Annotated in this window: 14 protein-coding genes; 4 read left to right on the forward strand and 10 right to left on the reverse strand. The window is 76.6% G+C overall.

The genetic code is table 11. From position 1 onward, the window contains the following. Positions 1 to 4: 4 nt before the first annotated feature. The 3 genes from AC07VC_RS07540 to AC07VC_RS07550 all read right to left on the reverse strand — a co-directional run bounded on the left by AC07VC_RS07540 (position 5) and on the right by AC07VC_RS07550 (position 3843). Positions 5 to 1036: a 3-oxoacyl-ACP synthase III gene (locus AC07VC_RS07540; protein ID WP_317230483.1), complete on the reverse strand. Its 1032-nt coding sequence runs from the start codon at positions 1034 to 1036 to the stop codon at positions 5 to 7. A 106-nt stretch (positions 1037 to 1142) separates the two neighbouring features. Continuing rightward, positions 1143 to 2288, reverse strand: a complete 1146-nt coding sequence (ispG, locus tag AC07VC_RS07545) for a flavodoxin-dependent (E)-4-hydroxy-3-methylbut-2-enyl-diphosphate synthase (protein WP_012038846.1) — start codon at positions 2286 to 2288, stop codon at positions 1143 to 1145. Positions 2289 to 2367: 79 nt separating this feature from the next. Beyond that, positions 2368 to 3843 carry a M50 family metallopeptidase gene (locus tag AC07VC_RS07550; RefSeq protein WP_494676239.1) on the reverse strand — a complete coding sequence of 492 codons (1476 nt, stop codon included), beginning with the start codon at positions 3841 to 3843 and terminating at the stop codon, positions 2368 to 2370. A gap of 146 nt (positions 3844 to 3989) precedes the next feature. Between AC07VC_RS07550 and AC07VC_RS07555 the strand changes: the two genes are divergently transcribed. Then, positions 3990 to 5273, forward strand: a complete 1284-nt coding sequence (locus tag AC07VC_RS07555; protein WP_494676240.1) for a serine/threonine-protein kinase — start codon at positions 3990 to 3992, stop codon at positions 5271 to 5273. Then, positions 5270 to 5866 carry a hypothetical protein gene (locus AC07VC_RS07560; RefSeq protein ID WP_494676241.1) on the forward strand — a complete coding sequence of 199 codons (597 nt, stop codon included), beginning with the start codon at positions 5270 to 5272 and terminating at the stop codon, positions 5864 to 5866. The genes AC07VC_RS07555 and AC07VC_RS07560 overlap by 4 nt, the downstream gene beginning before the upstream one ends. Positions 5867 to 6247: 381 nt before the next feature. On the opposite strand, the gene AC07VC_RS07565 is transcribed toward AC07VC_RS07560, so the two are convergent. From AC07VC_RS07565 to AC07VC_RS07575, 3 genes are all read right to left on the reverse strand, one after another. Then, complete coding sequence (locus AC07VC_RS07565) at positions 6248 to 7330, reverse strand: 1-deoxy-D-xylulose-5-phosphate reductoisomerase (protein WP_317230610.1); 1083 nt, start codon at positions 7328 to 7330, stop codon at positions 6248 to 6250. Positions 7331 to 7337: 7 nt separating this feature from the next. Further along, positions 7338 to 8345 carry an FKBP-type peptidyl-prolyl cis-trans isomerase gene (locus AC07VC_RS07570; RefSeq protein WP_317230609.1) on the reverse strand — a complete coding sequence of 336 codons (1008 nt, stop codon included), beginning with the start codon at positions 8343 to 8345 and terminating at the stop codon, positions 7338 to 7340. Positions 8346 to 8496: 151 nt separating this feature from the next. Continuing rightward, the gene (locus tag AC07VC_RS07575) at positions 8497 to 8988 is read right to left on the reverse strand and encodes an OsmC family protein (RefSeq protein ID WP_494676242.1); all 492 of its coding nucleotides are present in this window, start codon (positions 8986 to 8988) and stop codon (positions 8497 to 8499) included. A 71-nt stretch (positions 8989 to 9059) separates the two neighbouring features. Between AC07VC_RS07575 and gabT the strand changes: the two genes are divergently transcribed. Continuing rightward, positions 9060 to 10475, forward strand: coding sequence for a 4-aminobutyrate--2-oxoglutarate transaminase (gene gabT, locus AC07VC_RS07580; RefSeq protein WP_494676243.1), 1416 nt, complete (start codon positions 9060 to 9062; stop codon positions 10473 to 10475). Beyond that, on the forward strand, positions 10475 to 11485 hold the full coding sequence (locus tag AC07VC_RS07585) for an asparaginase (protein WP_494676244.1): 1011 nt from the start codon (positions 10475 to 10477) through the stop codon (positions 11483 to 11485). The genes gabT and AC07VC_RS07585 overlap by 1 nt, the downstream gene beginning before the upstream one ends. Here the strand turns inward: AC07VC_RS07585 and AC07VC_RS07590 are convergent. The 4 genes from AC07VC_RS07590 to AC07VC_RS07605 all read right to left on the reverse strand — a co-directional run bounded on the left by AC07VC_RS07590 (position 11475) and on the right by AC07VC_RS07605 (position 20144). After that, on the reverse strand, positions 11475 to 14882 hold the full coding sequence (locus tag AC07VC_RS07590) for an FtsK/SpoIIIE domain-containing protein (RefSeq protein WP_494676245.1): 3408 nt from the start codon (positions 14880 to 14882) through the stop codon (positions 11475 to 11477). The two genes, AC07VC_RS07585 and AC07VC_RS07590, sit on opposite strands and share 11 nt — an antisense overlap. A gap of 86 nt (positions 14883 to 14968) precedes the next feature. Beyond that, entirely contained in the window at positions 14969 to 17572 is a 2604-nt protein-coding gene (locus AC07VC_RS07595) for a transglutaminase family protein (protein ID WP_494676246.1), read from the reverse strand. Then, positions 17569 to 19128: a DUF58 domain-containing protein gene (locus AC07VC_RS07600; RefSeq protein ID WP_494676247.1), complete on the reverse strand. Its 1560-nt coding sequence runs from the start codon at positions 19126 to 19128 to the stop codon at positions 17569 to 17571. Before AC07VC_RS07600 ends, AC07VC_RS07595 begins: the two co-directional genes overlap by 4 nt. Beyond that, positions 19125 to 20144 carry an AAA family ATPase gene (locus AC07VC_RS07605; protein WP_494676248.1) on the reverse strand — a complete coding sequence of 340 codons (1020 nt, stop codon included), beginning with the start codon at positions 20142 to 20144 and terminating at the stop codon, positions 19125 to 19127. Before AC07VC_RS07605 ends, AC07VC_RS07600 begins: the two co-directional genes overlap by 4 nt. Between the last annotated feature and the right edge of the window lie 25 nt (positions 20145 to 20169).

The raw sequence follows: 20169 nt of genomic DNA on the forward strand, positions 1-20169 counted from the left end.
GCGGCTACCAGAGGATCTCGGTCATGGCCGTGTTGAGGCCGGAGCCCACACCCATGCAGAGCACGCGGTCGCCGCGGCTGAGGCTGTCCGCCTGGTCGGCGAGCGTGATCGGGATGCTCGCGGGACCGACGTTGCCGTAGCGCGGGTAGGTCAGCGGCACGCGCGACTTGTCGAGCCTCGCGGCCTTGACGATGGCGTTGGTGTGCACGTCCGACACCTGGTGGAGGATGTAGCGGTCCATGTCCGACCAGTCCCAGTCGTCCTGGGCGGCCTCGGTCCACGCGGCGACGACGAGCTCCATCCCTCCGCGGAGGAGCTCCTTCGTGTCGGTGAACATGCCGTCCACGTCGCCGATGCACAGCTCGTGGTGCTGGGTGGCGGCGCGCGTGACGCCGCCGAGGACCCGGTGGCCCTCCGGGTGGTCGCTCGTGCGGCCGAGGACCGCGGCCGCGGCGCCCGCGCCGAGCGTGAGGCTCGGGAACTCGCTGAGGAAGTCGGCGCGCGTCGTCTCCGGGCGGAGCAGGCGCGCCACCGTGTTGTGGCGGATCTCGCCGGCGTCCTCGCCGTCGACGATCATCGCGTAGTCGATCTGCCCCGAGTCGATGAGGTGGCCGGCGAGGGTCATCGCGTTCACGAAGCCGAGGCAGGCGTTCGCGATGTCGAAGTTGAGGGCCGACGACGGCAGCCCGAGGCCGTTGTGGATGCTGACGGCGACGCTCGGCTCGAGGTGCGCGCGCGTCACGGAGGTGTTGATGAGCAGCCCGATCTGCGAGGCGTCGACGCCCGCCTGGGCGAGCGCCTTGCGCCCGGCCTGGGTCGCGGCCGCGTCGAAGGACATGTCGGCGTCCCAGTTGCGGCGCTCCAGCACGCCCGCGACCCGCTGCAGGAGGCCCGTGGGGAGGCGGAGGCGGGAGAGCACCGGCTTCAGCCGCTCGTCGATCTCGGCCGACGTCACGGTGTGCGGGGCGAGGACGCTGGCGAGCCCCAGCAGGGAGGTGTTCCGATGCCGGAATGTGGCGTTACCGTTCAACAGCATCCTCAGTTCGTGGGGCGGTCCGCCGGGCGGACGACTAGCAGAGCCTACGCGCAGACGGCGCGCGCGGACGCGCGGCCGCCTCGCGGGCGGGCGGGGAGAAGGGGGGTCAGACGAGGATCTCGGGGCTGCCGATGGATCCGGCGGGCATCTCCGCGGCGAGGCGGTTGGCCTCCTCGATGAGCGTCTGGACGATCTCGGCCTCGGGGACGGTCTTGATGACCTCGCCCTTGACGAAGATCTGCCCGCGGCCGTTGCCGGACGCGACGCCGAGCTCGGCCTCGCGGGCCTCGCCCGGACCGTTGACGACGCAGCCCATGACGGCGACGCGCAGCGGTACGTTGACGTGCTTGAGGCCCTCGGTGACCTGCTCGGCCAGCGAGTAGACGTCGACCTGCGCCCGGCCGCAGCTCGGGCAGGAGACGATCTCGAGCTTCCGCTCGCGGAGGTTGAGCGACTGCAGGATCTGCAGGCCCACCTTGACCTCCTCCGCGGGCGGCGCGGAGAGGGAGACGCGGATGGTGTCGCCGATGCCCTCGGAGAGCAGGATCCCGAACGCGGTGGCGCTCTTGATGGTGCCCTGGAACGCGGGACCCGCCTCGGTGACGCCGAGGTGCAGGGGCCAGTCGCCGCGCTCGGCGAGCAGGCGGTAGGCCTTCACCATGATGACGGGGTCGTTGTGCTTGACCGAGATCTTGAAGTCGTGGAAGTCGTGCTCCTCGAAGAGGCTGGCCTCCCAGACGGCGGACTCGACGAGCGCCTCGGGCGTGGCCTTGCCGTACTTCTGGAGCAGGCTCGGGTGCAGGGACCCGGCGTTCACGCCGATGCGGATGGAGACGCCCGCGGCCTTGGCGGCCTTCGCGATGGCGCCCACCTGGTCGTCGAACTTGCGGATGTTGCCCGGGTTGACGCGCACGGCGCCGACGCCGGCGTCGATGGCCGTGAACACGTACCGGGGCTGGAAGTGGATGTCCGCGATGATCGGGATCTGGCTCTTCTTGGCCAGGATGTGCAGCACGTCCGCGTCGTCCTGGTGCGGGACCGCGACGCGCACGATGTCGCAGCCGGTGGCCGTGAGCTCGGCGATCTGCTGGAGCGTGGCGTTGATGTTGGTGGTCTGCGTCGTCGTCATCGACTGGACGCTGACCTGGGCGTTCCCGCCCACCTTCACCTTGCCGACGCTGATCTGACGGGTCTTCCGGCGGGGCGCGAGGACCTCAGGGACCTTCGGCATTCCGAGATTGACTGCTGGCACGGAGAAGAGCCTACGTCCGATTCCTGCGCACCCGGTGCGCCGGGGGCGCGGGCGGCCGCGACGGCCGCGGGGCCGCGGGTCAGGTGAGGCGGACCGGGTTCACCAGGTCGGCGAAGATCAGCAGCGCGCTCATGGCGCCGAACAGGATCACGACCACGAAGGTCAGCGGCATGAGCTTCGCGACGTCCACGGGGCCGGGGTCCCGGCGGCCGAGCAGCTTCGCCGCGAACCGGCGGACGCCCTCCACGACGGCGCCGAGCACGTGCCCGCCGTCGAGCGGCAGGAGCGGGAGCAGGTTGATCATGCCGAGCGCGACGTTGAGGGACGCCACCAGGCCGACCATGGCGGACGCGCGGGACGCGACCGGGGTCTCGTCGAGGCTGGCGATCTCGCCCGCCACGCGGCCCACGCCCACCACGCTCATGGGGCCGTTGGGGTCACGCTCCCCGCCGCCGAACGCGGCGCGGCCGACGTCGACGAGACGCTGGGGGAGGTTCAGGATGAGGTTCCCGACCGCCGCCATGTTCTCGCCCGTGGTGGCGAAGGCCGCCGAGAGCGGCTGCCGCTGCACGGCCTGCGTGGGGCTGAAGCCGATGAGCCCGACCTCCTGCGTGACGGGGGCGCCCTGCTCGTCGACCTCCGGGGCGCCGCGGGACCCGATGACGGCCTGCTCCGTGAGGACGGGCGTGATGGCCAGGGCCTCGCGCGCGCCGTCGCGCTCCACGACGACGTCGAGCTCGCGGCCCGCGGACACCTGCACGATGCCCGTGACCTGGTCCCACGCGGTGATCTCGGTGCCGTCGATGCTCACGATCGTGTCGCCCGGCTGGAGCCCGGCGGCGGCGCCGGGCGCGGCCGGCGCCCCCGCGGGGCAGGTGGCGGCGTCGGCCGAGGCGGTGGAGCCGGCGGGCACGATGCACGCGTTGACCTGCCCGACCGTGGTGGTCGGGGTCGTGACGCCGAAGCCGCAGAGCACGACGGCGAACAGCAGGATGGCGAGGAGGAAGTTCATCGCCGGCCCGCCGAGCATGATGACCATGCGCTTCGGGACGGACAGCTTGTAGAAGGCGCGGTCCTCGTCGTCGCCGATGCTCTCGGCGCTCGCACGCCGGGCGTCCTGCACGAGGAGGTCGAAGAAGCCGCGGCCCGCGCGGTCGTCGCCGTCCCCGGTGCCGCCGGCGTCTGGGGCCGTGGCGGTCGCGGTGCCGGCGGGATCCGCGACGTCGGTCGTCGGTGCGGTGCCCGCCGGGCGCCGGCTGTCGGGCCCGACCAGCTGCGCGATGCCCGTGCTGCTGGTGCCGGCGCGCGAGCTCTGCGGCGGGAACATGCCGATCATGGAGATGTAGCCGCCGAGGGGGATGGCCTTCACGCCGTACTCGGTCTCGCCCTTCCGGCGGCTGAACATCGTCGGCCCGAAGCCGATCATGTACTGCGTGACGCGCACGCCGAAGAGCTTCGCGGGCACCAGGTGCCCTACCTCGTGCAGCCCGATGGACACGGCGACGCCGACCACGATGATGAGCACCCCGAGGATGTAGAGGAAGACGCCGTCCATGGTGGGAGAGGCTACCTCGCGCACCCTGGGCGGACGCCGCCGTGGCGCGGATCCGCCGGCGTCGCCCGCGATCGGGCGGCGACGCCGCCCGGGGTCCCGCCAGGAGCCGCGGTCTAGGCTGGAGACCCGTGACGAGAGGTGCTCCCATGCCCGGAGAACGGACCGACGGACTCGCCGGCACGCTGCTGGCCGGCCGCTACCGCATCAGCGGACTGCTCGGACGCGGCGGCATGGCCACCGTGTACCGCGCCGACGACGAGACGCTCGGCCGCGAGGTGGCCGTCAAGGTCTTCGCGACCGATTCCGCCGACCCCGGCGAGGTCGAGCGCCAGGAGGGCGAGGTGCGCATGCTCGCGGGCCTCAGCCACCCCGGCCTCGTGACCCTCTTCGACGTCGGCGACGACGTGGTCGCCGACCGCGTGCTCGCGTTCATCGTCATGGAGATCGTCGACGGCACCACGCTCGCCGACCGCATGAAGGAGGGCCCGCTGCCCGGGCCCGAGGTCGCCCGCATCGGCGGGATCCTCGCCGACGCGCTCGGCTACATCCACCGCCGGGGCGTCGTGCATCGCGACGTGAAGCCCGCGAACGTGCTGCTCGCCACGCCGGAGGACGACGACGAGCCCGCCGCCGCGAAGCTCACCGACTTCGGCATCGCCCGCCTCGTGGACGGCACGCGGCTCACCTCCACGGGATCCATCGTCGGCACCGTCAGCTACCTCAGCCCCGAGCAGGCGCTCGGCGAGGAGGTCGGCGCGCCCACCGACGTGTACGCGCTCGGCCTCGTGCTCCTCGAGTGCCTGACGGGCCGGCGCACCTTCCCGGGCACGGCCGCGGAGTCGACCATGGCCCGCGTGGTGCGCGACCCGGAGGTCCCCGCGCGGCTCGGCCCGGCGTGGGTCGACCTGCTGTCCCGCATGACCCGACGCGATCCCGCCGCCCGTCCGACCGCGCGCGAGGTGGCCGCGGAGCTCCGCACCGGGCGGGCGCCCGCGTCGGCCGTGGACGAGCCGACCGCCGCCTCGACGCGCGTGATGCCCGCCGCCGCGGGACTCGGCGCGACGGGGCTCGGCGCGACGGCCGCCTACCCGGCCGCCGCCCACCCGGCCGCGGCGGATCCGGATGCCCGCACCGAGAGGTTCGCCGCCGCGCCGACGCCGCCCGCCGCACGCGCCGACGCCGCGACCGCGCACGCCCCCCGCACCTCCCCCGCTGCCGCGCGACCCTCGGCGGACCGGGATCCGGCGGCGCGGCGCGGCGCCCGGACGCTCAGCATCGCCGTCGTCTCCGTCCTCGTCGCCGCTGCGGCTGTCGTGGGCGTCGTCACGTACACGTCGTCGCAGGACGGGAGCGTCTCCTACCCGTCCGTGCCCGGACCCCTCGGTGCGAGCCTCGAGGAGCTGCAGAAGAGCGTGGAGGACGCCCCGTGATCCGCACCCCATACCGCACCGCCAGCCGCGCCGACGGACGCCGGCCGTTCCGTGCGCGCGTCGCCGTCGGCCTCGCGGCGACGACGACGGCGCTGCTCCTGCTGGCCGGATGCGCCGGCTCCGCGACGCCCGCCGAACGCGCCCTCGACGACCTCCAGCAGCGGACGCTCGCGGTGACGCGGTCCTCGGCCGACGGCGACTACGAGAAGGCCCTCGCCCAGCTCGAGGAGCTGCGGGCGGCGGCCGAGGAGGACCTCGCCGAGGGGACCATCGACCAGGCCCGGCACGACGACGTCATCGCGCGCATCGACGCCGTCCGCGCCGAGCTGGAGGCCGCGCGCGAGGCCGCGGACTCCACGCCGACGCCGACGCCCGCGCCGTCGGAGAGCGCGACGCCGTCCGTCACGCCCACGCCGTCCGCGACGCCGACGCCGACGCCCACCCGGACGGCCACGCCCTCGCCGACGCCGACGCCGTCGCCCACGCCCACCTCGGAGGACGACGGGAACGGGAACGGCAACGGGAACGGCAACGGGAACGGCGGGGTCGGGAACGGCAACGGGAACGGGAACGGCGGGTCCGACGACGGCTGAGCCGGGACCCGGCCGCGGAGTCGGCCGCACGACGGCTGAGCCGGGACCCGGCCGCGGAGTCGGCCGCAGGACGGCGGAGCTGGGACCTGGCCGCGGAGTCGGCCGCAGGACGGCGGAGCTGGGACCTGGCCGCGGAGTCGGCCGATGGCGGCGCTGTCGCGAACCGGGGGTCGGACGACCGCGGATCCGCCTCCCTGCGCTCTGTCGCCGGCGGAGCCGCGGACGGCGCTCGGACGTCGGCAGGGCAGCCGCCCTGCAGCCGGATGACGGAGCCGCGTCTCCCCGCGCGCGCCTGGGCCGGCCCGCACCGCGCCGGAGCGACCCCTCCGGGGCGAGGTCGCGGCTACGGGGCGGGCGCCGACCCGTGAGGCGCTACGGGGATCAGACGGCGAGGACCCGGTCGGCCTCGGCCCGCGCCCAGCGCTCCGCCTCCGCCAGCGACTCGCGCGTGAGGGGCCCGGACGCCGTCTCGTGCGCGTCGACGACGCGGCGGATGGTGTCGACGATGTCGAGGAAGCCGGCGCGTCCCGCGTGGAACGCCTGCACGGCCTGCTCGTTGGCGGCGTTGTAGACGGCCGGGTAGGTCGACCCCGCCTCGCCGACGCGCTTCGCGAGCAGCACCGCGGGGAACGCCTCGTCGTCGAGCGGCTCGAAGGTCCACGTCGCGGCACGGGTCCAGTCGATGGGGACGCCGACGTCGTGCATGCGGTGCGGCCAGTTCAGGCCGAGGGCGATGGGGAGGCGCATGTCGGGCGGCGACGCCTGCGCGAGCGTCGACCCGTCGATGAACTCGACCATCGAGTGCACGAGCGACTGCGGGTGCACGACCACGTCGATGCGGTCGTAGGGCACGTCGAAGAGGAGGTGCGCCTCGATGACCTCGAGGCCCTTGTTGACGAGGGTCGAGGAGTTCGTGGTGATGACGAGCCCCATGTCCCAGGTGGGGTGCGCGAGCGCCTCGCGCGGCGTCACGTGCTCGAGCTCGGCCCGCGTGCGCCCGCGGAAGGGCCCGCCCGAGGCCGTGACCACGAGCCGGCGGACCTCCTCGGCCGTTCCGCCGCGCAGCGCCTGCGCGATCGCGGAGTGCTCCGAGTCGACGGGGACGAGCTGGCCGGGCGCCGCGAGGGATCGGACCAGCTCGCCGCCGACGATGAGCGACTCCTTGTTGGCGAGCGCGAGGGTGCGGCCCTCCTCGAGCGCGGCGAGCGTGGGGCCGAGCCCCACGGATCCGGTGATGCCGTTGAGCACCACGTCGGCGTCGACCGTGCGGATGAGCTGCTCGGCCTCGTCGGCCCCGAGGGCGGTGTGCTCGACCCCGGCGACGCGCGCCTGCTCGGCGAGGGCCTCCCGCTTGCTGCCGGCGCCGAGCCCCACCACCTCGAAGAGCTCCGGGTGGCGTGCGATGACCTCGAGGGCCTGCACGCCGATGGAGCCCGTGGACCCGAGGACGATGACGCGGCGCACGGCGGACCTACTGGCCTGCGGCGGCGGGCTGGGTGCCGAGGATGTCGACGACGAACACGATGGTGTCGGTGCCGCCGATGTCCTCGCCGGAGCCCGCGTCGCCGTAGCCGTCGGCCGGCGGGATGATCGCGATGACCTGCGAGCCGACCTTCTGGCCGACGAGCGCCTTCGTGAAGCCCGGGATGACCTGCGAGGTGACGAACGTGGCGGACTGTCCGCGGTCCCAGCTGGAGTCGAACACCTTCTTCGTGTTCCAGTTGATGCCCGTGTACTGCACCGTGACGCTGGCGCCGTCGGTGACCTCCTCGCCGTCGCCCACCTTGAGGTTCGCGATCCGCGTCTCCGTCGGCGGGTCGGCGTCCGGGATGGTGATGGTGGGGGCGCCGTCGTCCGCGAGGGTCACCTCGGGGAAGCCCTCGGGCGCGGGCTGGTCGACGCCGTCGGCGCGCGTGGCGGCCTGGCTGAGCACGTCGACCACGATCACGATGGGGTCGTCGGCGCCGAGGCCCAGCTGCGTGGCCTGCTCGCCGGCGAAGCCGTCGGCCGCGGGGACGACCGCGACGATGCGCGAGCCGACCGTGGTGCACTCCACCGCGCGGACGACCCCGGGCACGAGGGCGCCGTCGTTCATGGTGGCGGGCAGCGGGGTCTCCGCGTTGTACGCGAGCTGCGAGATGGCCTCGCCCGTCGTCCCGTTGTACGCGGCGAGCGCGATGTCCGCCGTGGCGCCGGCCTCGATCTCCGCGCCGTCGCCCTCCGTGACCACCGTGCGCTCGGTCGTCTCGACCGTGAGCGGCCCGTCGACCGTGACCTCCGGGGCGGAGCCGAAGTCGCCGGAGACCTCGACCGACTCCGACGCGTCGCCCGAGGGCGTGTCGATGCAGGACGCGCCCGCGGTGCGCGCGCCGGCCGTCGGGCTCGCACTCGGGTCCGCGGTGGTGGTGCCTCCGCCGGTGCAGGCGGACAGCGCCAGGACGGCGGCCGCGGCCAGGGTGAGGGGGATGCGTCGCTTCACGGGAGTCGCTTTCATCGGCGCGCCGGACGCACCAGGTATGGAGGAGGGACCCGGACAGTCTGCCTGACGCGGCAGGGGGACGGCTGACAGGGACCGCGTGGGGACCACCGGGATCCGGGTCGGCGCGATGCGGGCGGGGTGCCGCCGCGGATCAGGCGTCGGCGTCGGCGGTCCCGGCCACCACCGTGCGCGGCTCGTGGCGCACCGGGAAGTTGACGGAGCTCGCGATGAAGCACCGCTCGGAGGCGGCCTGGTGCAGGGAGGCGGCCAGCTCCGCCTGGTCGGCGTCGCGCACCGTGACGACGGGACGCAGGGTGACCTCGACGAAGTGGCCGCCCCCGCCGTCCGTCTGCCGCATGGTGCCGGTCGGCTCGTCCGCGTAGCCGACGACGACGACGCCGGCCGAGGCCGCCGCGTGGAGGTAGCTGAGGAGGTGGCACTGGGCGAGCGCGGAGAGGAGCGTCTCCTCGGGGTTCCAGCGGTCGACGTCGCCGCGGAAGGGGCGGTCCGCGGAGCCGAGCAGGTCGTGCTTCCCGGCCGCCCGCACGACGTGGTCGCGGCCGTACGCGCGGTGGTCGGACGTGCCGGATCCGCGGTCGCCCGTCCACTCGAGGGACAGGGCGTAGCGGTGCTCGATCTGCATGGGACCACGGTAGCGAACCGGGCCGCGGCCCTCCCGGACCCCGCTGTCCGCGCGGGTAGGCTCGCCGGATCATGACTGACACCCTGGACTCCGCCCTGGTCGGCACCCCCGCCGGCACCGCCCCCGGCTCCCCCGCCGCGACCGACCGCGACGCGCGCCCGCAGGTGCCGCAGGAGCGACGCGTCCTGACGGAGATCCCGGGCCCGCTCTCGCGCGCGCTGCACGAGCGCCGCACGCGCGTGGTGCCGCCCGGGGTCGCGTCCCTCCTGCCCGTCTACGTGGCCCGGGCGCACGGCGCGATCGTGGAGGACGTGGACGGCAACCGCTTCATCGACCTGGGCGCCGGCATCGGCGTGACCACCGTCGGCCACACGCGGCAGGAGGTCGTGGACGCCGCGACGGCGCAGCTCGGCGACGTGATCCACACGCTGTTCACGGTGACGCCCTACGAGGAGTACGTGCGCGTGGCGGAGCTCCTCGCGGAGCACACGCCCGGCACGCACGAGAAGCGCACGGTGCTCGTGAACTCGGGCGCGGAGGCGGTGGAGAACGGCGTGAAGATCGCGCGCAAGCACACGGGCCGGCGTGCGGTGGCGGTGCTGGACCACGGCTACCACGGGCGCACCAACCTCACCATGGCGATGAACTACAAGGCCTCGCCGTACGGCACCGGCTTCGGCCCCTTCGCCGGCGACGTCTACCACGCGCCGAGCTCCTACCCCTACCACGACGGGCTCTCCGGAGCCGAGGCCGCGGCCCGCACGATCGCGTACCTCGAGAAGCGCATCGGCGCGACCGACCTCGCGTGCGTCGTGGCCGAGCCCATCCAGGGCGAGGGCGGCTTCATGGTGCCCGCCGACGGCTTCCTGCCGGCGCTGCAGGAGTGGTGCACGGCGAACGGCGTCGTGTTCATCGCGGACGAGATCCAGAGCGGGCTCGCGCGCACCGGGCGCTTCTTCGCGAGCGAGCACCTCGGCCTGGTGCCGGACCTCGTGCTCACGGCCAAGGGCATCGCGGGCGGCCTGCCGCTCGCGGGCGTGACCGGCCGCGCCGAGATCATGGACTCCGCCCACGCCGGCGGGCTCGGCGGCACGTTCGGCGGCAACCCCGTGGCCGCGGCCGCGGCCGTGGCCGTGTTCGAGGCCATCGAGACGCACGGCCTCCTCGCGGAGGCCACGCGGATCGGCGAGCACCTGCACCGCGCGCTGGGCGCGCTGCAGGCGGAGCACGACATCGTGGGCGACGTGCGCGGCATCGGCGCCATGGTCGCGATCGAGCTCGTGCAGCCCGGGACCGGATCCACCACCAAGGAGCCCAACGCCGAGGCCGTCGCCGCCATCGCGGCGCACTGCCACGCCCACGGGGTGATCATCCTCACGGCGGGCACGTACGGGAACGTCCTCCGCTTCCTGCCGAGCCTCGCCATCTCCGAGGCGCTGCTCGACGACGCCCTCGGCGTGATCGCCGACGCGTTCCGGGCGCTGTGATGGCGGCCGCCGTCGAGACCATCCCCGTCCAGGGCGCCGTCGAGCTCGCGGTGCTCGACCGGAGCGGGTTCGTCGAGTCGCGCCACATCGGCGCGGCCGTCGTCCTCTCGCCCGCGGGCGAGGTGCTGCGCGAGGCGGGGGACGCGACGACGCCCGTCTTCCCCCGCTCGAGCATGAAGCCCTTCCAGGCGCTCGCGGTGCTCGCGAGCGGCGCGGAGCTGACCGAGGAGGAGCACGTGCTCGCCACGGCCAGCCACGCGGCGACCGCGCGGCACGTGGAGGTCGTGCGCGGGATCCTCGCGAAGGCGGGCCTCGACGAGTCCGCCCTCCGCTGCCCCGCCGACTGGCCGCTGGACCGGGCCGCCCGCGACGAGCTCGTGCGCGCCGGGATCCCCGCCTCCCCCGTCTACATGAACTGCTCCGGGAAGCACGCCGCGATGCTGCTCGCGTGCGTGACCAACGACTGGTCGACCGACGACTACCTGCACCCGGACCACCCCCTTCAGGTGCGCATCCGCGACGTCGTCGAGCGGTTCACGGGGGAGCGCATCGCGACCACGGGCATCGACGGGTGCGGCGCTCCCGTGCACGCGATGTCGCTCACGGCGCTCGCGCGCGGGATCCACCGCATCGCGACCTCCGCGCCCGGCTCGCCCTTCGCGCTGTACCGCCACGCGGCGGCGCTCACCGCGGCGGTGCGCGCCCACGGCTGGGCGATCGACGGCCCCGGCCGCGCGAACACGGTCGTGATCGAGCGCCTCGGGCTGTTCGCCAAGGGCGGCGCCGAGGGCATCATGATCATGACGGCGCCGGACGGCACCACGGTGGCGTCGAAGACGCTCGACGGGAGCCTCCGGGCGTCCACGATCGTGGCGCTGGAGCTGCTCGCCCAGGCGGGCGCGATCACGCCGGGGGACGTGGAGCGCGTGCGCCCCGAGCTCGACCTCGTGGTGCTCGGCGGCGGCGCGCCCGTCGGCGAGATCCGGGTGTCGCCCTCGCTCATCGGCTGACCGCGGGCGCCGGCCCGAGAGGGTGGAGCCCGCCGGGTGCGTGGCCCTCCGGACGCTCCGTTGCGGCGTGCGCGGTCGGCGGGGGCGCGGTCGTCGGGTGCGCGGTCGGCGGGTGCGCGGTCGGCGGGTGCGCGGCGGGCTCGGATGCGGCGGCGGTGACGGGCGGCCACGAGCAGCGGTCGATGCGGCCGTCCGGCGCGACGATCCAGCCCCGGCCGGGGACCGGTGCGAGCGGCGGCGGCACCTCGCGGACGCGCAGGAGCGTGCGCGCGTCCCGCGGGGCGCAGCCCTCCAGCACGACGCTGCCGGTGCGGCGGAGCGCCGCGAGGAGCGGGCCGCGGAGGAGCCAGGCGTCGGGGTCCGCGACGACGACGCGCGGCCGGATGCCGTCGCGACCGACCGCGTGCGCGCCGCCCCACGCGCCCGCTCCGGCCGACTCGGCCGCGAACGGCTGATCCGGCGACCAGCCGGAGGGGAGGCGGTCCGCCTCGACCGCGTCGACGCCGCATCCGCGGAGGCGGGCGATCGCGAGCGCGGGCGACGGGGTGACGAGCGCATGCACGTGGCGGCCGTCGAGCGCGAGGCGGGGTGCCGGATCTGCGGCCGACGCTGGCACGCCCGCCGTGGTCGCCGCGCCCGCGGCCCCCGCCGTGCCCATGGCACCGTCGGGCGGGAGCGCCACCTGGATCCGCTCGCCCCGCCACTCCCCCGAGCCCGGAGTCGCCCGGGGGTCGAAGAGGCGGGGCTCCCCGTCCGCCAGCAGGTGCTCCTGGCGCGACGGCAGGGCGAGGACCACCGGCGGCCCCGCGGCGGCGGCGACCGCCTGCAGCGGCCCGCCCGCCCGGCGGCCCGAGACGGCGAGCGCCACCCCGGCGTGCGGGCCCTCGCGGACCACGACGGCCATCATCTCGAGCAGGGCGGCCTGGTGCTCGGGAGCCAGGCGGGACACCGCGACGTCGAGGTCGTCGAGGAGCACGAGCAGGGGGCCGCGCGGGCCGTCGGGGCGCCGGATCCGCGCGACGACCGCCGCGACGGCGTCCCAGCAGCCCTCGACGTCGCCGGGGACCTCGTGCACCGCGACGCCCCGCGCCCGGGCCGACGCCGACAGCGTGCGGAGGCAGGTGCTGCGGCCGGACCCGGTGCCGCCCACCACCACGAGGTGGCCGTCGACGGCGGGCCGCCAGACGGCCGTCGTCCGGCGCTGCTCGGCGGGCAGGTCTACGAGGGCGAACGGGACGGCGGGGCCGCGGCCGTCCGCCGCGGCGGGCGCGTCGGGCCCGGACGACGGCGCGGACGGGCCGGATGCCGCCTCTCGAGCAGGGACCTCCGCGAGGGCCGCCAGCGGGACGCGCGGGGGCAGCGGATCCGACCACGGGCGCCGGATGGGGGCCCGCGCGGTCCGGGCGGCGGCGATGCGCGCCAGGTCGTCCGCCGTCGTGACCGCCACCTGGACCGGACGGGCCGGCGCGCCGTGGGCGGCGACGAGGCAGCGCCCGACCGGGGCGTCCGCGAGGCCGGCCGCCTCGGCCGTGCCGAGGAGGGCCCTGCTGTCGGCCTCGTTGTTGACGCGCAGGGACAGCCGCAGGTCGCAGTTCGCGAGCACGGAGTCGCGCACGACGCCCGCGGGCCGCTGCGTGCAGAGGACCAGGTGCATGCCGAGGGACCGGCCCCGCGCGGCGACGTCGGCGACGACCTCGTGCAGCCCGTCCTGGTCGGCGAGGAGGGCGGCCAGCTCGTCGACCACGATCACCAGGCGCGGCAGCGCCCCGGCCGCCGCGGGGTCGTCGACGTCGCGTGCCCCGCACGCCCGGAGGGTCCGCTCGCGGTGGCGCACCTCCGCCCGCAGGCTGTCCAGGGCCCGGTGGGCGCCCTGGCCGTCGAGGTCGGTGACGAGGCCCACTGCGTGCGGGAGGACGAGCAGCGGGTCGAACGCGGCGCCGCCCTTGAAGTCGACGAGCAGCACGGTGACCTCCTCCGGCGGATGCGCGGCGGCCAGCGCCGCCATCCACGTGACGAGCAGCTCGCTCTTGCCGCTGCCCGTCGTGCCCGCGACGACCGCGTGCGGGCCGTCCGCGACCAGGTCGACGGCGACGGGACCCGCGTGCCCGACGCCGATGACGGCCGCGAGACCGCGGGTCCCGCCCGCAGCCGTGCCCGCTGGAGCCGTCAGGTCGGCGAAGGGCACCCGTGCGGGGAGGGGCGCCCGGGCCGCCGCCAGGCCGCGACGGCGGGCGAGGTCGGCGAGCTCGTCGGCCAGGCGCTCCGCCTCGCGGAGCGAGACGAGCTCGAGCCGCACGCGGCCCGTGCGGGTGAGCCGCGGCGTCCCGGCCTCGTCCCCGTCATCGTCGAGCGCGAGGGCGCCGGTCGCCCGGCCCGCGAGGCGGGGCGCGGCGTCCTCCGCGGCGGGACCCGCGGCGGGACCCGCGGCGAGGACGCGCGCGGACCCGGGGGTGCCGACGTCCAGCACCGTGCGGCACGCGGCGGGGAGGGCCTCGACGCGCCGGGCGGCGGCCAGCACGACCTCCCGCGCGCCGATGCGCAACCGGATGCACGACGCTCCCGCCTCGGAGGCTCCGCCCGCGTCGGGCGCCTCCTCGCGCAGGTCGGCGGCGTGCGGAAGGCGCGCGATCCAGTCCCACGCGGGGTCGGGCGGACGGGACACGATGCGGAGGTCGTCGGGCGGGAGCGCGTGCACGAGCTGCACGACGACGCCGCGGAGCACGGGCGCGACCACGGCGGGTGCGCCGCGGAGGCCGAGGCCCCCGGCCGCGGGCACGAGGACGGGGGCGTCCGGGACCCAGCCGACGAGATCCGCCCACCGGGCCGCGGGTCGATCCGCCGCGGGGTGCCGGCGGGACGCGGGCCGGCGGGGCAGGATCCGGCGGGAGGGGACCCCGCGCGACGGGACGAGGAGGCGCCCCCGCTCGGCGGGCGACTCCTCCGGCACGAGCGCGTGGGGGTCACCGCGCCACACCAGGCCGCTCGGCACCTCCCCCGTGCCGAGGACGAGGACCGAGGCGGCGCCGTCGCCGCCGGGATCCGTGCGCCAGAGGAGCGCGGGGTTGGCGGATCCGTCGAGGATGCCGCGCGCGGACGGCGCGCGGGAGCGCAGGAGCACGCGCGCGGCCGCGATGCGGGCCCGGACCTCCGCGTGCAGGCGCTCGGCTGCCGCCCGCGCCTCCCGCCGGGCACGACGGGCCGACCGGCGGCCGCCGATGCGCTGGTCGGCGACGCCCGCCACCGCGACGACGGGCCCGAGGGCCGCGAACAGCAGCGCGTACGGCGAGCGCGTGACGGCCCAGACGGCGACGCTGACCACGAGCGGCGCGGCGACGCCGAGCACGGGGAACGGCGGGGGCGGGGCGGGCGCGGGTGACGGGGGCGGGGCGATGTCCACCGGGCGAGGACACCACGCCCGGCCCGCCGCGCGCGGGGATCCGCCCGGGACGGGGACGCTGGGCGCGGACGCGACCTGGGGAGGCGTCAGCGGCCGCGCGACCGCCCGGCATCCCGCGCACCGCGCGGCTCCCGCGCGCGCCGCAGCGACGCGAGCGACACCGACGCGCGCAGCCGCTGCCTCCGGGTCCGGCCGGCGTCCATGCGCGCGACCAGCTCCTCGACGCGGCGCCACGCGGCGTCGGCCAGCGGGTCCGGCACCTCGCCGGGCGCGAAGGCCGCCCGGTCGGCGACGTCCGCGAGCCCCCGCGCGCCGCCCACCCGCGCGAGCCGCGCCACCTCGCGGCGGGTGGCCGCGACGGGAGGGACGAGCCCGCGGTCCAGGGCCCCGTCGCGGAACTCGTCCCACGCGCCGCCGACGCGGTCGCGCGCGGCCGCCGCTCGGCGACGACGGTGCCGACGCCGGACCTTGGCGCCGACGACCGCGAGGAACGGCGATGCGGCGAGGCCGAGCGCGAGCAGCGACCACCCGGCCACGCGGACGGCGGCGAGGACCGCCTGGAGCGCCGGATCGACCTCGGGCCGGTCGTCGCGGCTCGCGTCCGGGGGCGTGCGGTCCTCGGGCTCGACCTGCTCCTCCACGGGCGGGGGCAGCACGGTCTGGGGGCGGGCGACCTCGGTGGGCTCGTCGGGCAGGGCGTCGGGGACGTCGCGGACGGGCGGGTTCGGATCCACCGCGACCCAGCCGGAGGACGCCGTGTCGACCTCGATCCACGCTGTGACGTCGGAGCCCGTGACGGCGACCGGCCCGCCCTCCGCGGCGCGCACGGCGTCCTCGCCCGGGGCGAAGCCCATCACGACGCGCACGGGGAAGCCGAGCTCGTCGGCCATGAGGGCGGCCGCGACCGCGTACTGCTCGGCGTCGCCGAGCATGGGGCGGGTGGTGAGGAGGTCGGCGATCCGCTCGGCGGAGTGGCCGGACCTGCTGAACGGCGCGTCGCCCACGCCGTGGCTGACGTAGCCGTCGGCGCGCAGGGCGGAGATCGCGGCGACGAGCTGCGCGCCCGGCGAGGCCGATGCGCCGGTGCGCGCGTCGGCTCCGCCCGAGGTCGCCCCGTCGGGCGCGGCGGTCGACGCCTGCACCTGCGCCTGGATCTCGTCGGGCACGCCCGTGGGCCGCGGGGCCACCGCGTCGCCCGGGCGCTCGTCGGCCAGCGCCGCGAGCGGGGGCGTGGAGGCCACGACGGCCTCGATCTCGTAGGCGTCGCCCTCCGTGAGCCCGCCGATCACCGCGCCCGTCGCCGTCGCGTCGTCGTAGTAGAACGAGTCGGCGAGGCGTCCGCCGTCGTCGCCGGCGAACCCGATGCGGTCGAGGCGCCCGGCGCCCGGCAGCCAGACGCCGCGGTAGGAGCCGATGACGACGTCCAGCGTGACGTCGTCGCCCGCGACGCCGGTCTGGTCGAGCCGGTACGGCACGCGCGCGAACGTCCCCGAGGCCTGCCCGGTGCGGGACGCGTCGACGCTGCCGCGGGCGCCGCCCACGCCGTAGACGACGCCGTCGTACGTGTCGAGCGCCGCGAGGCGCACACGACCGCCGGCGGGCAGGCCGGAGACGCGGAACAGGGTGTCGTCGACGGCCGGGGCCTTCCAGTACGTGCGGAAGGACGAGAGGGGGCTGACCTGCTCCCGCGGGTCGAAGGGCTGCTCGACGGTGGAGCGGAGCGCGGTGCGGGCGACCTCGGGCGGGGCGGCGGCGGTGGCCGCGACGCCCGCCGCGAGCGCGACCGCCAGCACCGCGGCGGCCGCGGTCCCGGCGCGCGCGCCCGAGCGGCGGCGGTCGGCCGCGGACTCCACCGGCATGCCCGACTGCCGGCCGAGGCGGCGGACGGCGCGGTGCCGGCGGCGCCAGCGGCAGCGCGCCATCCAGAGCAGCGCCGTCGCGAGCCAGGCCAGGGAGACGGGCACGAGGAGGCCCGAGGCGTCGGGCGCGTCGGGGCCCTGGCTGCGGTCCGGGCCCAGGGCGGCCGCGGCGACGAGGATCACGAGGGACGGGATCACGGCGAGCTCGGGCCGCCGGGAGCGCAGCGCGACCGTGACGCCGACCACCGACCCCAGCAGCACGAGCGCGAACGCCGGCACGAGGAGGGCCTGGTAGTCGCCGACGGGGAGCGCGATGGTGAGCAGGCGGAGGATCCCGAGGGACGCGCCCTCGACCAGCTCGCCGAGGCCCGCGAGCGTGGGGCGCCAGCCGTCGGCGGCGCCCGTCGGCACCGCGAGGGGCACCCCGAGCGCGAGGAACGCGACGAGGACCGCGCCCGCGACCACCGCGCTGCCCCAGCGGAGCCGGGCGCCGGCGACGGCGATGAGCGCGCCGACGGCCAGGGTGACGACCGCCATCCGGACGAACGACGCGTCGCGGTACACGGGCCAGAACGCGGCCGCGGCGAGGGCGGTGAGCAGGGCGATCGCGAGGACGGGGACGACGGTGCGGCCGGGGTCGCGGGAGCCCGCCGGGACGCCGGCACGGGCGCCACCGCGTCGGCCGCCGCCGCGTCCGCCTGCGCCTCCGCGGGAGCGAGCGGACCCGCGGGGCTCCGCGACGGCCGCGCGCCGCCCGGACGCGGGCCGACCGTCGGCCCGGCCGGGGACGCCGGATCCGCCTGCGTCCCCGGACCCGCCCGACGCGCTCACGTCGCGCCCTTCTGCAGGGCCACGCGCAGGTCATCGAGGTAGCCGATGGTGAGGACGGACAGCGCGCCGAGCCGCCGGAGGCCGGGCTCGACCTCGGGGTCGCACACGACCGCGACCACCTGCACGCCCGGCGGGAAGCCGACGGCGGCCGAGCGGATCGCGGCGGGAGCGGCGCCCGTGCCGCAGACGAGGAACACGACGGAGACCCCCGCGACCTCGTCGGCCGCGGCGCGCGCGAGCTCCCCGAGCGGGGCCGCGCGCTCGGACGCGCCGATCTCGGCCAGGTCGTCGAGGAGCCGCTCGCGCGTGACGGTGGCGAGGCGGCGCAGGCGCGTGGTGCGGGATCCGGGACCGGCCGAGCGGGCGGCCGTGCGGGCGAGGCCCGGCAGCGCGGGCAGCGTCGGCAGGCGGCGGGCGCGCACCCGGCCGGCGGCGCGGTCGGCGCTGGCGACGACCGAGACGGTGCGCGCCTCTACGATGGCGCGCGCGCCCAGGGATCCCACGACGCTCACCGCCAGCTCGAACTCGGCGTCGGCGGTGGACCCGGGGACCCGTCCGGCCTCGCGGCCCGCGGCCACGGTGGTGCCGCCCGCCGGGAACGCCGCGTCACCGCCGGGGGCCGGCCCGGCGCCGGCCGCGCCCGACGCCGACGCCGGCAGCGATCCCGTCCCCTCCGCCGCGTCGCGGTCCCCGTAGTCGTCGGCGCTCAGCGACAGCGCGACCATGATGTGGCTCCGTCGCGTCTCCTCGAACCGCCGCACCATGTGCACGCCGGTCTTCGCGGTGGAGCGCCAGTGGATGTGGCGCACGGCGTCGCCCGGCACGTACTCGCGGAGGGACTGGAACGAGACGTCGCTGTCGGTGAGGTCGCGCGTGGCGCGGCCCTCGAGGTCGCGGACGAACCCCGTGCTCGTGCTCGGCATCGCGATGGTCCGGGGGTGCACGAGCAGCCGGGTGGCCGCCGCCTCGGTCGACTCGCGGCGCACCAGCCCGATCGGGTCGCCGCGGACGATGCGGGCGGGGCCGAGCGCGATGACGCCGCGCCGCGAGGTGGGCACCACGAAGACGTCCTCGTGGGAGTGCCCGTGCGCGAGGGAGGGCACGTGGATCTCGGCGAGCCCGGATCCGACCGGCACCTCGACCGTGAGCCCCACCGCCCGGCGCCGCAGCGGGTTCCGCACGGCGACGGTCGCGGGCGCGCGCTCCCCCGCGACGACCCGGTCCCGCGGCAGGCGCAGCGACACCTCCACGCCCGCGGAGCCGACGAGGTGCAGGAGCGCGATGACCCACAGCGCCGCGGCGGTCCACGCGACCGCGACGAGCTCGCGCCAGCCGAGGGCGTAGCCGGCCGCGCCCGCGACGACCGCGGCGACCGCCACGACCCGACCGAGCGGCGTGACGACGGCGACCAGGCGCGCCAGGACCGCGCGCCGCGGGCCGGCGGCGACCGGCGGTCCGGCGTCCGGAGCGCCGACGGGGAGCGGTCCGTCCGGGACGGGACGGGCGTCGGCGGGGACGGGGACGCCGGCCGGGCCGCGCGACCCGGCCCCGCTCATCCGGCCGGCCGCGCGCCCGCGGCGTCGGCGCCGCCCGCGGACGGCGCCCCCGGGTGCCGGTCGCGCGGCGGCGCGGTCTCGATGAGGATCTGCGACAGCACGCTGGTGGTCGTGACCCCGTCGAACTCGGCCTCGGGATCCAGCAGCAGGCGATGCGCGAGCACGGGCTCGGCGAGCGCCTTCACGTCGTCCGGCACCACGTAGTGCCGGCCGTCGGCGGCGGCCCAGGTGCGCGACGCGCGCAGCAGCGCGAGGGCGCCCCGGACGCTCGCGCCGAGCCGCACCTCGGGCGCCGTGCGGGTCGCGTCGACGAGGCGGACGACGTAGTCCGCCACCGCGGGATCCACGTGCACGGTCTGCGCGCGCTCCTGCATCGCCCGCACGGCCGCGGCCGAGGCGACGGGCTCGAGGGTCACGTCGTGGGCGCTCACGGCCGAGCCCTGCAGGATCCGCAGCATCGACTCGTGGTCGGGGTACCCGATCGAGGTGCGCAGCAGGAAGCGGTCGAGCTGCGCCTCGGGCAGCGCGTACGTGCCCGCCTGCTCGACGGGGTTCTGCGTGGCGATGACCATGAACGGCTCGCCCACGTCGTGCGGCGTGCCGTCGACCGTGACGCGGCCCTCCTCCATCACCTCGAGGAGCGCCGACTGGGTCTTCGGGCTCGCGCGGTTGATCTCGTCGGCCAGCACGATGCTCGCGAACACGGGACCGCGGTGGAACTCGAACTCGCCCGTCCGCTGGTCGTAGACGCTGACGCCCGTGATGTCGCCGGGCAGCACGTCCGGCGTGAACTGCACCCGGCTGTGGGTCCCGTCGACGGTCTGGGCCATGGCGCGCGCGAGCGAGGTCTTGCCCGTGCCCGGCACGTCCTCGAGGAGGAGGTGCCCGCCCGTGACCATGGCCGTGAAGGCCAGCCGCACCACGTGCGACTTGCCGAGCAGCACCTGCTCCACGCTGCGCACCAGGCGCGCGAACTCGTCCTGGAAGGCGCGGGCCTCGTCGGCGGTCATCGTCATGGGGGCGTGCCTCTCGGGTGCGGCC

The organism is Clavibacter sp. GW821-FHT01D01, assembly GCF_059422605.1.

What these genes read in the sequence shown, in the direction of transcription:
- AC07VC_RS07540 (WP_317230483.1), bottom strand. Translation starts at nt 1,036, where the DNA reads ATGCTGTTGAACGGTAACGCCACATTCCGGCATCGGAACACCTCCCTG.
- AC07VC_RS07575 (WP_494676242.1), bottom strand. Translation starts at nt 8,988, where the DNA reads ATGCAGATCGAGCACCGCTACGCCCTGTCCCTCGAGTGGACGGGCGAC.
- AC07VC_RS07605 (WP_494676248.1), bottom strand. Translation starts at nt 20,144, where the DNA reads ATGACGATGACCGCCGACGAGGCCCGCGCCTTCCAGGACGAGTTCGCG.
- AC07VC_RS07600 (WP_494676247.1), bottom strand. Translation starts at nt 19,128, where the DNA reads ATGAGCGGGGCCGGGTCGCGCGGCCCGGCCGGCGTCCCCGTCCCCGCC.
- AC07VC_RS07550 (WP_494676239.1), bottom strand. Translation starts at nt 3,843, where the DNA reads ATGGACGGCGTCTTCCTCTACATCCTCGGGGTGCTCATCATCGTGGTC.
- AC07VC_RS07585 (WP_494676244.1), top strand. Translation starts at nt 10,475, where the DNA reads ATGGCGGCCGCCGTCGAGACCATCCCCGTCCAGGGCGCCGTCGAGCTC.
- AC07VC_RS07555 (WP_494676240.1), top strand. Translation starts at nt 3,990, where the DNA reads ATGCCCGGAGAACGGACCGACGGACTCGCCGGCACGCTGCTGGCCGGC.
- gabT (WP_494676243.1), top strand. Translation starts at nt 9,060, where the DNA reads ATGACTGACACCCTGGACTCCGCCCTGGTCGGCACCCCCGCCGGCACC.